At 65.7% G+C, this 13,777-nt stretch carries 12 protein-coding genes; 7 read left to right on the top strand and 5 right to left on the bottom strand.

Annotated elements, in window-relative coordinates; genetic code table 11:
• Positions 1–9 precede the first annotated feature (9 nt).
• From hpnC to hpnE, 3 genes are read left to right on the top strand one after another with little or no spacing between them, the layout of a single operon-like run.
• Entirely contained in the window at positions 10–888 is an 879-nt protein-coding gene (hpnC, locus tag MMG94_RS08520; RefSeq protein ID WP_016919454.1) for a squalene synthase HpnC, read from the top strand.
• Complete coding sequence (gene hpnD, locus MMG94_RS08525; protein ID WP_016919455.1) at positions 885–1,751, top strand: presqualene diphosphate synthase HpnD; 867 nt, start codon at positions 885–887, stop codon at positions 1,749–1,751. Before hpnC ends, hpnD begins: the two co-directional genes overlap by 4 nt.
• Positions 1,748–3,007: a hydroxysqualene dehydroxylase HpnE gene (gene hpnE / locus MMG94_RS08530; RefSeq protein WP_016919456.1), complete on the top strand. Its 1,260-nt coding sequence runs from the start codon at positions 1,748–1,750 to the stop codon at positions 3,005–3,007. The genes hpnD and hpnE overlap by 4 nt, the downstream gene beginning before the upstream one ends.
• Here the strand turns inward: hpnE and MMG94_RS08535 are convergent.
• From MMG94_RS08535 to MMG94_RS08550, 4 genes are all read right to left on the bottom strand, one after another.
• Positions 3,004–3,357, bottom strand: coding sequence for an HIT family protein (locus tag MMG94_RS08535; RefSeq protein WP_016919457.1), 354 nt, complete (start codon positions 3,355–3,357; stop codon positions 3,004–3,006). The genes hpnE and MMG94_RS08535 overlap by 4 nt on opposite strands.
• 126 nt (positions 3,358–3,483) lie before the next feature.
• Positions 3,484–4,104, bottom strand: a complete 621-nt coding sequence (locus MMG94_RS08540) for a hypothetical protein (protein WP_026016168.1) — start codon at positions 4,102–4,104, stop codon at positions 3,484–3,486.
• A gap of 249 nt (positions 4,105–4,353) precedes the next feature.
• A complete protein-coding gene (locus MMG94_RS08545) occupies positions 4,354–6,168 on the bottom strand; it encodes an aminopeptidase P family protein (protein ID WP_016919459.1) in 1,815 nt (604 codons plus the stop codon).
• Between the two features lie 40 nt (positions 6,169–6,208).
• Positions 6,209–7,108 carry a 50S ribosomal protein L11 methyltransferase gene (locus tag MMG94_RS08550; protein WP_016919460.1) on the bottom strand — a complete coding sequence of 300 codons (900 nt, stop codon included), beginning with the start codon at positions 7,106–7,108 and terminating at the stop codon, positions 6,209–6,211.
• Between the two features lie 201 nt (positions 7,109–7,309).
• Here MMG94_RS08550 and MMG94_RS08555 point away from each other — a divergent pair, with 201 nt between their 5' ends.
• The 4 genes from MMG94_RS08555 (at position 7,310) to MMG94_RS08570 (ending at position 11,450) form a co-directional block, all read left to right on the top strand.
• The gene (locus MMG94_RS08555; RefSeq protein ID WP_016919461.1) at positions 7,310–7,537 is read left to right on the top strand and encodes a hypothetical protein; all 228 of its coding nucleotides are present in this window, start codon (positions 7,310–7,312) and stop codon (positions 7,535–7,537) included.
• A 72-nt stretch (positions 7,538–7,609) separates the two neighbouring features.
• Positions 7,610–8,593: a hypothetical protein gene (locus MMG94_RS08560; RefSeq protein ID WP_040579123.1), complete on the top strand. Its 984-nt coding sequence runs from the start codon at positions 7,610–7,612 to the stop codon at positions 8,591–8,593.
• Positions 8,594–8,646: 53 nt separating this feature from the next.
• Complete coding sequence (locus MMG94_RS08565) at positions 8,647–9,432, top strand: hypothetical protein (protein ID WP_016919463.1); 786 nt, start codon at positions 8,647–8,649, stop codon at positions 9,430–9,432.
• A gap of 113 nt (positions 9,433–9,545) precedes the next feature.
• Entirely contained in the window at positions 9,546–11,450 is a 1,905-nt protein-coding gene (locus tag MMG94_RS08570; protein WP_016919464.1) for a putative bifunctional diguanylate cyclase/phosphodiesterase, read from the top strand.
• Between the two features lie 12 nt (positions 11,451–11,462).
• Here the strand turns inward: MMG94_RS08570 and MMG94_RS08575 are convergent, their stop codons facing one another.
• A complete protein-coding gene (locus MMG94_RS08575) occupies positions 11,463–13,676 on the bottom strand; it encodes a hypothetical protein (protein ID WP_020372432.1) in 2,214 nt (737 codons plus the stop codon).
• Between the last annotated feature and the right edge of the window lie 101 nt (positions 13,677–13,777).

The following is a 13,777-nucleotide window of genomic DNA, read 5'->3' on the forward strand; positions in this document are numbered from 1 at the left end:
CGAAGACAAATGATCGACATTGCCGAAACGAGTTCGGGCAAGACGCATCGCGACGAGAACTTTCCCGTCGCCTCGGTCCTGATCGCGCCGCAATATCGCGCGCCAATCATGGCCTTCTACGATTTCGTGCGGGCGGCGGACGACATTTCCGACCATGCGACGCTCAAAGCGCAGGAGAAGCTCGATCTTCTGGAGCGGCTCGACAACGCCCTGATGGCGCGCGGCCTGGACGAGCCCGTCGCGGCGCGGCTGCGCGAGGAATGCAAGACGCGCAAGCTCGACCCGCAGCATGCGCGCGACCTCATCACCGCCTTCATGCGCGACGTGACCTATCTGCGCTATCGCGACTGGGACGATCTCATCGACTATTGCCGCTATTCGGCGATGCCCGTCGGCCGCTTCGTCTGCGACGTGCATGGCGAGGACCCGGCGCGCGTGTGGGAAGCAAATGACGCGCTCTGCGCCGCGCTGCAGGTGATCAATCATTTGCAGGATTGCGGAAAGGACTATCGCGATCTCGACCGCGTCTATGTCACGGCCGAGGCGCTCGCCGCCCATGGCGGCGCGGTGGAGATGCTCCGGGAGCCGCGCGCGCCCGCCCCTCTCCTCGCCGCGATCCGCGACCTCAACGAAAAGACCGCCGGCCTTCTCGACCAGTCGCGCGGCTTCGCCGATCTCATCGACGATACGCGGCTCGCCATGGAGGTCGGCGCCATTCAGGCGCTCGCGGAGAAGCTCGTCGGACGGCTGAAAACCACCGATCCGCTCCGCGACAAGGTTCACGCCGGCAAGGCCGGCTTCGCGCTCGCGGGCGCGCAGGGCGCCGTCGGCGCGCTCCTGCGGCGCGTCATCCGCCCCCGCCGTAAAATCGCGGACGCAATGCAATGACCATGCAATCCCTCACCGACGCCGCACCGTTGAAAACGCAGGGCGTCGCCGTCAAAAGTTCGTTCTATCTCGCGATGCGGATCCTCGAACCCGCGCGCCGCGACGCGATGTACGCCATTTACGCTTTCTGTCGGGCAGTCGACGACATCGCCGATGACGAGGGCGATCGCGACGCGCGCCGCGAGGCGCTCGACCGGTGGCGCTACGATCTCGACGAGCTTTACGCCGGCCGCATACGTCCGCGCAGCGCCTTTCTCGCCGAGCCTGTGCGCCGCTTCAAACTCGACCGCGCGGATTTCGAGGCGATCATCGACGGCATGGCGATGGATGTCGAAGAAGACATCTGCGCGCCCGATTGGGAGAAGCTCGAACTTTATTGCGACCGCGTCGCCAGCGCGGTCGGGCGGCTCTCCGTGCGCGCCTTCGGCATGGTCGAGGAGGACGAGGCCGAATTGCCGACGGCGCCGAAGCTTCTCGCCTATCATCTCGGCCGCGCGCTTCAGCTCACCAACATTCTGCGCGATCTCGACGAGGACGCCGCGCGGGGACGCCTCTATCTCCCGCGCGAAGCGCTGGCGGAGGCCGGCGTCCCCAGCCACGCGCCGCACGCCGTCCTGTCGAATCCGGCGCTCGATCAGGTCTGCGCGCCGGTGATGAACCGCGCGCGCGAGCATTTCGAACAGGCCGACCTCGTCATGGCCGGCCTGCCGAAAAACGCCGTGAAGGCGCCCTATCTCATGGCCGCGGGTTATCGCTCCATCCTCGAGCGACTGACCGAACGCGGCTTTTCCCCGCCGCGCGCGCCGGTGAGCATGTCGCGTTTGAAACTCATCGGCGCCCTCGTTCGACACGCTTTCCTGTGAGCGGAACGGTTTACATTATCGGCGCGGGGCTCGCCGGCCTCTCCTGCGCCGTGCGCCTCGCCGACGAGGGCAAGCGCGTCGCGATCTACGAAGCCGCGCGCATGGCGGGCGGCCGCTGCCGCTCCTATTTCGACGCGACGCTCGATCTCGTGATCGACAATGGCAATCATCTGCTGCTCTCCGGCAATATGGCCGCGCGCGATTACGGCGCGCGCATCGGCGCGAGCGACGCGCTGGTCGGCCCCGAAGAATGCGAATTCGACTTTCTCGATTATGGGACGGGCCAGCGCTGGAAGCTGAGGCCCAACGCTTCGCAAATCCCGTGGTGGATTTTCTTCGCCGACCGCCGCGTGCCCGGCACGGGGCCGCTCGATTATCTCGACGCCGGCAGGCTGCTTTTCGCGAAGAACGGCGCGACCATTGGCGAGACGATGCGTTGCGAGGGGTCGCTCTGGGAGAAGCTCTGGCGCCCGGTGATGCTCTCCGCGCTCAATATCGAGCCGAGCGTCGCCTCGGCGACGCTCGCAGGCGCCGTGCTGCGCGAGACGCTCGCGGCGGGCGGGTCCGCTTGCCGGCCGCTCGTCGCCAAGGGCGGACTCGGCCACGCCTTCATCGAGCCGGCTTTGCGCAAGTTGCGGTCGCAGGGGATCGAGCCGCGTTTCGGCGCGCGGTTGAAAGAAATCGTTTTTGACGGCGCCCGCGTCGCCGGGTTGCGATTCAGCGACGAAGAGATTGCCGTTGAAACCGAAGACCGGGTCGTGCTCGCGGCTCCAGCCTGGATTGCGCAGGAGCTCGTCCCCGGCCTCGTCGCGCCCGACGACCACCGGGCCATTCTCAATGTCCATTTCAAGATCGCGCCGCCGGCGGGGCAGTCCTTGCTGCTCGGCATGGTGGGCGCGCTTTCCGAATGGCTCTTCGCTTTCGAGGATCGCCTCTCGGTGACGATCTCCGGCGCCGACCGGCTGATGGACGCGCCCCGCGAGGAACTGGCCGCAAAGATATGGGAAGAAGTCGCGACCGCCGCCGGCCTGACATGCGGCCTGCCCGCCTGGCAGATCGTGAAGGAAAAACGCGCGACCTTCGCCGCGACGCCCGCTCAGGAAGCGCGGCGGCCGCAAGCGAAGACGCAATGGGGCAATCTCTTCCTTGCCGGAGACTGGACCGCAACCGGCTTGCCGGCGACGATCGAGGGATCGATACGCTCGGGCTATAAAGCGGCCGGACTGGCGGCGGCCGAAAAAGCCTCGCCCGTCTAATCGTGGCGCGCCGCAGGGGGCGGCGTATCGCCGGAACGGCGCGGTATCAGGTGGAGATGCGCATGCGGGATCTTCTGTCCCGCGACCGCGCCAATATTCGAGCCAAAATTGAACCCGCCAACGCTGGGGTCTTCGCGCATGATGTCGCCTCGCAATGTTTCGGCGAGTCGGTGGATGGCTTCGCGCTCCTCCGAAACCGTGTCGAAAATATCCGCCGCGTGACGCTTGGGGAGAATCAGACTGTGAAGCGGCCTTACGGGAAATTTGTCCCGGATCGCAAAGGCGAGGTCATTCTCGCATAGAATCGACAGCGATGCCCGGTCGCAAAAAGGGCACGAAAAAAGCGCCATTCCGAAAAGCTCCGCGCATAAAAGGCGCGCGAAGCTTAGGCGTCGAAATGATCGCAGGCAATCGCTGCGGCGTTGACACCGTTTCCTGGCGTCGGCGGCGCTGACGCCGTTTTCTCTGAATGCTCCTTACACGCTTTTCTTGTTCAGATTGGCGATGAAGTCCGTCGATTTCTCGACAAGCGCAGCCAACTGCTTCTGCACGACAGGCAAATATTCCTCCGCCTTAAGCCAAGCCGCATGAAGCTCGCGCGACGCTTTATCCGTCAAAGGATGCGACTGCAGCTTCCTCCACTCGGCCTGCGGATCGAAATTCGCGATCGCAGCCTGCGCCTTTTGGGTCGCCGGATAGGATTTCGCCCTTTCGAATTCGGCGGCCAGATCGATGGTCGAAAGCCAGGCGGCGGTCTTCTTCGACAAGGCGACGGCCTGCTCGCCCGCGATCACGGAAACGTCGCTCAGCACAGCCGCGCCGCGCTTCGCCGCGCGCAGGGCCGCTTCGGACAGCGCATTCGCCTTCACGAGCGCATGCACCCGCGCATTCACCTTGCGCAGCTCGCCCTCGAGACGCGAAATCGTATATTCCTGCTCGCGCAGCATTCTGGCGGCGCTCTCATTCGTTTCGTTCACGCGCGCAAGATCGTTTTCAAGCGCCGTCACATGGTTCGTGATGGCTTCGACCATGCGGAAGGAAAATTTGCCGGCCTCGAGTTCGGTCAGCGCAAGTTCGATATCCGTTTTCGCAGCCATGCCCATCTCTCCAACTTCGCTTGCGAGAACCATTGCGAGCGGATGGTTAAAGTTTCGTTGCGATCCGCTGATGACAGGCCGTTTTTGCTTTCAGATCCATATGCTTGGCCTTATCCGCAAGACGGCGGGACAGGCCGCCAGAGGCCGAGCGTCGGGTTGAACGCAAAATTGCTTCGCTTGCAGTAACGGCCAGCGCCGCCCGCCCGCTCGCAGGGAGCGAGGATACGGCCTTACGTCACGCCCGCCAACTCAAATCGCCCGAGTCGCGTCTCGCAGCCATTGGCGCGTCTTCGCGTCGAGGAGCGGCGACAGTGTCTTGCGCACATAAGCGTGATAGGCGTTGAGCCAGGCGATCTCCTCCGGCGCCATCAGTTTCGGCTCGACGCAATTGAGATCGAAGGGCGCGAGCGTGATCGTCTCGAAACCGTACATTTCGCGCTCGGCGCCGGCGACCGCGCGCTTTTCGACGATGATGAGATTTTCGAGGCGAATTCCGTATTCGCCGGCGCGGTAATATCCGGGCTCGTTGGAGAGAATCATGCCCGGCTGCAAGGGAGTCGCGCCGAGCTTGGAGATGCGCTGCGGCCCTTCATGCACGGAGAGATAGGAGCCGACGCCGTGCCCGACGCCATGGTCGAAATCGAGCCCCGCCTCCCACAGATAGCGCCGCGCGAATGCGTCGAGCTGCGCGCCGGAAACGCCCTTGGGAAACACGGCGCGCGCAATGGCGATATGGCCCTTCAGCACCCGCGTGAAATGATCCTTCAACTGTCTCGACGCGCGCCCAACGACGACCGTGCGCGTCACATCGGTCGTGCCGTCGAGATATTGCGCGCCGCTGTCGACGAGATAGACTCCCTTGCCGATCTTGAGATTGCTTTTATCCGTCACGCGATAATGCGGAATGGCCGCATGTTCGCCGAAGGCGGAGATCGTCGGGAAGGAGATATCGCGCAGATCGCCATTCTCCCGGCGGAAGGTTTCGAGCGCCTCCGCCGCCGAGATTTCCGTAAGCGCGCCCTTTGGCGCGGCTTGCGAGAACCAGGCGAGAAAACGCGTGAGCGCGGCGCCGTCGCGAATATGCGCCGCGCGCGCGCCCGCAAGCTCCGCCTTGTTCTTGATCGCCTTGGGCAGCGCCGCCGGGTCTTCGATCACGCGCGGCTTGCCGCCCGCCGCGCGCAGCGTCTCGACGAGCTTGACCGGAGCCGTCGCCGCGTCGAACGTCACGGCCTCGCCGCGCGCGCCGGCCGTCTCCAGGTCGCCGATGAGCGCCGACGGCGCGCGCAATGTCAGAAACTTCTCCAGGCTCGCGCGGATCCTGGGATCGAGCTTGGCGTCGTCGATATAGAGCGTCGGCGCGCCCGCCTTCGGCAACAAGGCGAAGGCGAGCGCGATCGGCGTATGGGCGACGTCCGCGCCGCGAATATTGAAGGCCCAGCAGATGGCGTGCGGGTCCGACATCAAAGCGGCGTCGGCGCCTTTGAGCGCCTCGCGCAGCTTCTTGATCTTCGCGGCGGCCGTCTCGCCCGCATAGCGCGCGGGATGGATCGCGACATGGCCCATTGGCTCCGGCGGGCGATCCGGCCAGAGCGCGTCGATGGGGTTCGCGTCGAGCGGAACAAGCGCGATCTTCTTCTCCGCAACCGCCTTGGCGAAGCGCTCGATCTGGCCGCTCGTATGCACCCACGGATCGTAGCCGATGCGGGCGCCTTCGCGCGCATGATCGGCGAGCCAGGCGGAAGGCGCGGTTTTGGAAATGTCGACCGGCTTGAGGATCGTCCCGTCGATTTCCTGACGCACCTGAATGACGTAGCGCCCATCGACGAAAATCGCGGCCTCGTCCGTCAGCACGATGGCGAAGCCGGCCGAGCCGGTAAAACCCGTGAGCCAGGCGAGGCGCTCGGCGTTTTTCGGCACATATTCGTTCTGATGCGCGTCGGCGCGCGGGACGAGAAAGCCGTCGAGGCTCTGGCGCGCGAGCGCGTCGCGCAGCGCGGCGACCCGCGCGGCGCTGTCATGGGACGAGGAGGCGTCGGCGAAAGATTGGAATTTTGCTTCGAACATGGGAGGAAGTTATGCGCGATCCATGCCAGCGACAATGGCGCTAAGCTCCGCCCCTTCGCAGCACCAGCGTCGCCCAGCCGTCTATGTCGCCGCGTTCGGCGAGTGCGAAGCCCTGTGCGGCGTAGGCGGAGAGCACGCCTGCAACGTCTTTCGCCAGCAGTCCCGACAGCACCAGTTCCGCCCCCGGCGCAGCGGCCGCCGCTATCGAAGGCGCGAGGAGGCGCAGCGGCTTCGCCAGAATATTCGCGAGAATAAGGTCATATCGCCCGGTCATCGCCGCATGGCGCAGGCCGACCGCGACCACCGGGCGCACATAGGGTCCGGCGCCGTTCTGGACGGCGTTGGCGCGGGCGGTCTCCACTGCGACGGGGTCGATGTCGCCGCAAGCGACCGGCTGGCGCAGCAGTTTCGCCGCGGCGATGGCGAGCACGCCCGTGCCCGTGCCCACATCCAGCACGCGGCGCGGGCGGCGGCGTTTCAAGATGCGGTCCAGCGCCTTCAGGCAGCCCAGCGTCGTGCCGTGATGGCCGGTGCCGAAGGCGAGCGCCGCCTCGATCTCGACGCCGATGTCGTTCGGCTTCAGGCGGTCGCGGTCGTGGAAGCCATGGACGACGACGCGGCCGGCGCGCACGGGCTCGAGCCCGGCAAGCGACTTCTGCACCCAGTCTTCCTTGGCGATCTCGGCGAATTCGGCGCGCGCGGCGGTCTCGGCGTCGCTCGCCGCCTCGATCAGCGCGCGGATCGTCTCCTCGTCGGGCGCCTCCGCGAAATAGACTTCGACCGTCCAGACCGGGCCGTCATCGACCTCGAAGGCGCCCGCGGCGGTCTCCGTGGGGTCGAACGTCTCGACGATGATGTCGGCGACGGCGCGGGCGCGCGTTTCGTCGGTGGAGAGGCGCAGGACATGGCTGGCGCCGTTGGGGGGAAGGCCTTCGAGCATGGCGCGCGATTAGCACGCCGGACGGGCGCGCGTCACCCTAAAGCGCGCGGCGAAAAAGTGGGGACCGGTTTTTCGCGAGACGCGCGCTCTAAACTTTAGAATCGATCACGGTGTCTGCGATTGGACGATACCGGCCAATCGCAGCGTGATCTAATGGCGCGATCCCTTTCAAGAGGGCGCACGGATTGCTAGAATGCCGCCATGACAAAACTCCTTGATGAAGCCTTCCAGGCGGCGCGCAGCCTGCCTCCCGCGATGCAGGACGATCTCGCGCGCGTCATCATGGCCATGACGGGCGAGGCCCCCTGCGTCATTCAATTGACCGCGGAGGAAGAGGCCTCGTTCGAGGAGTCCTTTGCCGAGGCCGAACGCGGCGACTTCGCGACCGACGAGGAAATACGGGCCATCTGGGCGAAGCACGGCCTGTGACGCTTTTCTATACACGCCGCGCCGCTGCTGAACGCCTTTCCCGCGCGGCCCGCGCCCTGTATGGTCGCGCTCATGACCGAGAAAGTCGCGATCTGTCTCATCGGGCCGAAGAAGGGCGGCAAGTCCTCGCTGCTCGCCTCGCTCGCGGATTGCGTGGCGCAGGCTTCCTTCGGCTACTCGCCGCGCCTCCGGCCGGCGCTGCAGCCGATCGCCGAGGCCGAATTCAAGGCGGAGCCCGATCAGAGGCGCGACCTGTTGAACGTCGAACAGGGCGATTACGATCGATTGAAGCGCGATTTTTCCGAGGGCGGCGTCGCGACTGACACGCTCAACACATATGAATATTACTTCCGGCTTTCGGTGAATGGCGAAGCGCCGCCGGAAGTCGTCACGCGCGGTCCCTGGCTCCTCGAAATCATCGACTCGGCCGGAGAGATCGCCGCGCCGCCGGACGGCGCCGAGGTCGCGATCCTCAATGACGTCAAGTCGAAGCTGGCGCGGCAGATGCTGACCTCGGAAGCGCTCGTCATCGTGCTGCCATTGGTGCGGCTCGACGACTCGGCCTGGACCGGGACGCTGGCGCGGCTGATCGACCGGCTGGCGCTCGCGCGCGAGAAGAAGCTCAAACGCGTGGTGGTCGTGTTCTCGCAATATGAGCGGCTCTTCACGCGGCTGGGGCCGAGCGCCTTCACCTATGCCTGCGATCCGGCGGTGGCCTTGCATGTCTTGCGCAAGTCCCTGCGCGCCGCCCAATGGCTGAACCGGCTGCGGGCGCTCGAGCCTTCGGGAGTCGCGGTCCGCTACACCGTGTGCTCGGCTTACGGCTTTGTGAAACGTTTCCAGAATCCCAATATGGACCCGCACCAGCCGGGCGAGCGGCGCTTCCGCCGCGCCGGGCTCGAAGGCGCCCGGGCCTGTAGCGAATATTGGCGCCCCTTCCTGACCGCCGAGCCCATCCTCTACGCCGCGCTCGGGCTCGACAGCGCCTTCACCTTCTCCCACGCGCAACTCGACGCCCGGGTCGAAGAAATTTCCGACGCGTCAATTCTTGCTTAATGGAACCCTCTTATTCTTAGTTAAGTGAGTATTGTTCTAGTGAGGGTCCGCTTATGGCGATGGGCGCGCCGGCTGGCGAAGAGTCGAGCATCATCTCTTTTCACCGTCTGCATTACGGCAAGCTCGGAGAGGGCGAGGAGCGTCGCGTTCCCGCCTCCGCCGGCTACGCCGTGACGCGCCGGTCGAGCGGCCTCAGCCGGGACTGGGACCCGCATCTGTCGCCTTTGCGCCTGATGGGCCTGCGCCGCTTTGAACCCGACGCGATCGACATCGACGCGCGCACGGCCGGATGCCTCGTCGTGCGCGCCATCGGTGAGTCCATGGTTCTGCTTCGCGCGCGCTTCCGGCCGGAAGACGGCGAGCGCGGCTTCGGACGGCTGCATCAGCAGGCGGCGATCTGGATCGGCGCGCGAGACGCCTTCCAGCAAAATCCCGCCGCCGTCCTTTCGGTCGCCGCGCATGAATTGCAGGCGTTGCCGGATCTCGTCGAAGAAGGCGAAGCGCAGCGCCTCAACGACGCGCCGCTGCTCTGGCGCGTGCCGCGCCCGGATCCGGAAGGCGTGCGCCGCGTCGTCGAACGCTCGGATTGGGCGCTGCCAATGCTCGAATTACTGCTGGACGGCGCGGAGACGGGCGAAGATGCGTCCCGCGATTTCGGCGCGCATGACTTTGCGAGCGAAGCGTCCTTTCTCGCGGCGGCGGGCCTGACCTTGCAGATGTTGCCGCAGGCGTTTCCGCGCTGGCGCGACATCAGCGTCGTCTCCGGCCTCGCGCATCCGCTGCCGGGTCTTTGCCTGCGCTACGTGCCGTCCTGGGGACGCGCAAAGGCGGCGGCCTGAGCGCCCTCACGGGCTCGGGCGCGTGACGCTAACTTCGCGCCAGCCAATTCAAAACATTTGATTCAACTTTTCGCCATAGGCTACGCGTCCAGGTCGGGCGCGGGTCTTCGCACATGAAAGAAAAGGTCAGGAAAGCGCGTCACGACGCCATCATCGACGCGCAATTCGAGGCGATCGCCCGCCACGTTCCGGCGCTTTACTTCACGGTCAGCGCCTTCGTCTGCTTTCTCATCATCATCCTCAAAAATCTCGCTTCGCCGGCTTTCTTCTTCATCTGGGGGGGCGCGCTGATCTGCGGCGCGGCTTTCCGCGCGCGCCACTGGATCAAGCTTCGCAAGCTCGGCGCTCACATGACGACGGCGCAAAAGCTTGGACAGATCGAGCGGACGACCCGCGTCGGAATATTGGTGTGCGTCGCCCTTTGCGGCGTCGCGGTCGTGGTGGCGCGCGCGCCCAGCCCAACGCTGCAAGCCGTCGCCATGATGCTCATCTGGAGCGCGGCCGTCGGGGCCGCGTTCAACGTCGCCGTCCTGCCGTCCGCGTCCGGCGGCATCCTGCTGATCGCGACAGCGGCGACCGCGGCGGTTTTCTTCCATTCCGGCGACCCGCTTCTGGCGGTCGCCATCCCGGCTCTGTGCGCGCTCGCCGGCGCGATCTGGGATTTGCTCGCGAAAAATTTCGACGGCTTCTCCGCGCTGGTTCACTCCAATGTCGAGAATGCGTTTCTGCGGCGGGAAGCCGTGCAAATGGCGACGACCGACGCGCTGACGTCTCTTCCGAACCGCCGCGCCTTCGACGAGCGCCTGCGCGAATTGTCGGCGTCCGACCGGCGTTTCGCCGTCGCCATGATCGATCTCGACGGCTTCAAACCCGTCAACGATCTTCACGGCCACATCGTCGGCGATCTTTTCCTCGCCGAGGCGGCGAAGCGTCTGAGCGCGCGCGTCGAGAGCGCCGGTCTTCTCGCGCGCATGGGCGGCGACGAATTCGCGCTCCTGATCGAAGGGTTCCGGTCGCAGGAGGACGTGGTCGCCGTGACGCGGCGGCTCGTGGACGCCCTTTCCGCGCCATTCGTCCATGAACGCGCGACAGCCCATATGTCCTGCTCCTGCGGCGTCGCGCTGCGCTACGAAGGAGAGGAGGCCGGGCGCCTCCTGGAGCGCGCCGACATGGCGCTCTACGAAGCCAAGGCGAAGGCGCGCGGCGGAATCGTCCTTTTCTCGGACGAATTGGAGCGCGTGGCGCTCCGCCACACCATCGTCTCGCATGACTTGCGCGCGGCGATCGAAAGCGACGCGTTTCAGATGGCCTTCCAGCCGATCGTCGATCTGCGAACCGGCGCGCTCTCTGGTTTTGAAGCGCTGGCGCGCTGGCGTCATCCCGAGCTCGGCTCCGTCCCGCCGGACGTTTTCATTCCCATGGCGGAGAAAAGCGGCCTCATCGCGCCCTTATCGGCTTTGCTACTACGGCGCGCCGCCAGGGCGGCGCGGGACTGGCCGAGCCATCTGACGCTGTCCTTCAATCTCTCCGCTGCGCAGACGGATCAGCCCGGAACCGCGCTGGCGATCCTGTCGATCATCGAGGATTGCGGCCTGCCGCCCTCGCGGCTCGAAATCGAGCTGACGGAGACCGCCGTGCTGGCCGATCTCGCGATTGCGACGCGCACGATCAGCGGGCTTGCGACAGCCGGCATTCACATTTCGCTCGATGATTTCGGCGCGGGCTATTCCTCTTTCGGGCAGCTCTGCGATCTCGCCTTGGACAAGGTCAAGATCGACAAGAGCTTCGTCGACCGCATCGTCACAGAGCGGCGCGCGGCGAGCATTGTCGGCGCGATCATCGGCATGTGCGACGGGCTGAACATGCAATGCGTCGCCGAAGGCATCGAGACGCAGGCGCAGTTCGACAAGCTGCGCGCGCTCGGCTGCCACAAGGGGCAAGGCTATCTCATCTCGCCGCCGCTGCCGGAGGAGGAATTGATCGGCTTCATCGCGCGCGCCGAAAGAAAGGTCGCGTAAGGGGCTCCCGGACTATTCGGCCTGACCCGCGCCTCGCGCCGTCGTCGCATTCTCGGGCGCAAGATAGCGCTCGAGCGCGGTGGGGCGACGCCGTCTTGCGTTCGCCAGAACGACGTCGCCGTAAAAGGCCCGGGGACCGCCGCCCGCCGCCGAGCCTTCCAGCGCATAGCGCGCGGCGCGCAGCGCCCGGGGCTTCATCGCCGCGAAGAGGCGCGACTCGACCTGCGAGACCGTGACATTGTCCACGACATAGGCGCCCTTGCGGTCGACATGGGCGATCTCGTCGCGCACGAGCCGATTGAGGATCGCGACGAGATTGTCCCGCACATTCTGTGCGAGCGACGACAGCGTCGGGTCCCGGGGATCGATTTCGCTCATATCGCCGTGAACGGGCTTGGCGACGCGGAGCATCGCCTTCATCGCCCGGATCTCGACGGGCTCCTCTTCCTCGTCGGTCAAATCGATCGGCGTCATGAATTGCCGGCGCTCGCGCGCCTCGAAGCCGCGTTTGAAGATTTCCGACAGGAACTTCATGATGAACAGAAAGCCGTCCTGAGCCATGGCGACGGCGATCGCCATGGTCGAATCCGGCGTGAAGCTCCAGAAGGCTTCGCGCGCGAGTTCGAATCTGTTTCGCTCCGTGGAGTGCGCGCGCATAAAGGCGTCGCTTTTCTTCAGGAGCTCGCGAACGTCGTCTTCCGTCAGGCCGACGGCCTTGCCCGCGACGACGCAGGCGTCGACCAGACCTTTGGCCTCGTTGAATCCGTTCGACGCGGCGCTCCTGTCGGAAGCGGGCGCGTTGCGGATTTTCAGGACGATCGCGTTCAACTCGTCCCGCAACCCCGTCTCCAGGCCGCATTTCTTGTCGAAGGCCACGCGCGCCGCGATCACCTCGTCGCGCGCCGAGAGGAGGTCGCGCGCCTCGCCCTGCGGTTCGCAGGCGAAGTCGCGCCCGACCGAGGCTGGCAGCGCGTTGGACTGGCGCGCCGCCGAGAGGATCGGCTCGCAAAGCGGCTTCGCCTCGCGGACTTTCGTCCAGGTCGGCTCGACGCGAAGCTGGTCGCGGAGCGCCGTGAGGTCGCGCAACGTCGCGTCGAGATCAAGCGCGGCTTCCGATTTCGGCAAGGGCTTTTTCGCGGCCGTCGCGGCCAGCTCGGCCTTCTGTTTCAGCGCGATCGACTGAGCGGCGAGCGCATCGCGCTTTTTGAGCGCCGCCGCGCGTTCATTCGTCGGGCCGGCGAGCGTCTGACGGATCATCGCGGCGCGGCGGCTGGCTTCCTTCGCTTTTTCGCGGTGGCCGATGCAGTTCGGGCCGCAGACGGCGCCCTTATTGTCGAGGCCGTGCTCAGCGTCCACAGCGAGTTGCTCCTCCTGACGGGCGGTCGCGGTCAGCGCGGCGATCTCGTCCTGCTTTCCTTTGATGGTGGCGTCGAAATCGGCGACGTTGCGCTCGAGCGCGGCGATCTCGGCCTGCGCCTCGTCATATTGCCGACCGGCCGCGCGCGCGCTTTCGAGCTCGACGGCCGCCTGTTGCGCCGCCTTGGCGAGAGCGGCCTGCTGGGCTTCCTGGTTCTTACGGATGGCGTCGCGCAGCGCCGGTCCGGCGGTCCGGGCGGCGTCGATGACGCCGTCGAGCGATTCGAGATAAGTCTTGAAGGCGGGGTTTGATCCGATCTTCGCGGAGGCCGTCTCATAAGCGGCGGCGATCTGCTTCGTCGCCGGCAGGACAACCTCCGCCGCAAGCTCCATGGGCTGAAGCTCGGCGACGATCTTGCGCGAGGAGAGCTTGAAGATGTTGTTGTAATAGTAGGTAAAAGAAAAGAAGGCCGAAATCGAGAAGACGAAGGCGAAGACGGCCGCCGTCACGAGCGTCTTCATGACCATGCGCTCGCGGGCCATGCGGCGGCGGGCGATGAGGGCGGCGAGGTCCGCGCCGAGCGACCAGGAGGTCGACGCGAGCATGACCAGCACGGCGGTCGTGGCGACCAGAGTGCCGGCGATGCCGACAAGGTCGCCCTGCTCCTTCTGCATGATGTCGATCATGCCGGAGGAGGTCGTATAGAAGACCCAGGCCAGGACGGGCAGCGTCACGGCCATGCCGATGCGGCCGAGATCGATCTCGCCCGCCCAAAAGCGCTTGAAGGGCGCGAGAAACGCGCGCGCCGAGGCGACGCGGCGGGCGGCCGGAGGCTCCGAGGGGCGCGCGGGCGGCGTCGCGACGTTCATCGAAAAATCGCTCCTTCTAGCTCTGGCCCCGCGCGGTAGCTTCACGCTTGATGCGTCGGAAATGAGACCTATTTCCGCCTTTTCGCAAGCGCCTTTCCAAG

It is taken from the genome of Methylocystis parvus OBBP, assembly GCF_027571405.1.
Taxonomy (GTDB): Bacteria; Pseudomonadota; Alphaproteobacteria; order Rhizobiales; family Beijerinckiaceae; genus Methylocystis; species Methylocystis parva.

Excerpts from the sequence above, each read along its gene's own strand:
- MMG94_RS08535 (WP_016919457.1), bottom strand. The coding sequence starts at position 3,357 with ATGGCGCTTTTTTCGTGCCCTTTTTGCGACCGGGCATCGCTGTCGATT.
- MMG94_RS08560 (WP_040579123.1), top strand. The coding sequence starts at position 7,610 with ATGACCGAGAAAGTCGCGATCTGTCTCATCGGGCCGAAGAAGGGCGGC.
- hpnD (WP_016919455.1), top strand. The coding sequence starts at position 885 with ATGACCATGCAATCCCTCACCGACGCCGCACCGTTGAAAACGCAGGGC.
- MMG94_RS08570 (WP_016919464.1), top strand. The coding sequence starts at position 9,546 with ATGAAAGAAAAGGTCAGGAAAGCGCGTCACGACGCCATCATCGACGCG.
- MMG94_RS08575 (WP_020372432.1), bottom strand. The coding sequence starts at position 13,676 with ATGAACGTCGCGACGCCGCCCGCGCGCCCCTCGGAGCCTCCGGCCGCC.
- MMG94_RS08545 (WP_016919459.1), bottom strand. The coding sequence starts at position 6,168 with ATGTTCGAAGCAAAATTCCAATCTTTCGCCGACGCCTCCTCGTCCCAT.
- MMG94_RS08550 (WP_016919460.1), bottom strand. The coding sequence starts at position 7,108 with ATGCTCGAAGGCCTTCCCCCCAACGGCGCCAGCCATGTCCTGCGCCTC.
- hpnC (WP_016919454.1), top strand. The coding sequence starts at position 10 with ATGATCGACATTGCCGAAACGAGTTCGGGCAAGACGCATCGCGACGAG.
- MMG94_RS08555 (WP_016919461.1), top strand. The coding sequence starts at position 7,310 with ATGACAAAACTCCTTGATGAAGCCTTCCAGGCGGCGCGCAGCCTGCCT.
- MMG94_RS08565 (WP_016919463.1), top strand. The coding sequence starts at position 8,647 with ATGGCGATGGGCGCGCCGGCTGGCGAAGAGTCGAGCATCATCTCTTTT.
- MMG94_RS08540 (WP_026016168.1), bottom strand. The coding sequence starts at position 4,104 with ATGGCTGCGAAAACGGATATCGAACTTGCGCTGACCGAACTCGAGGCC.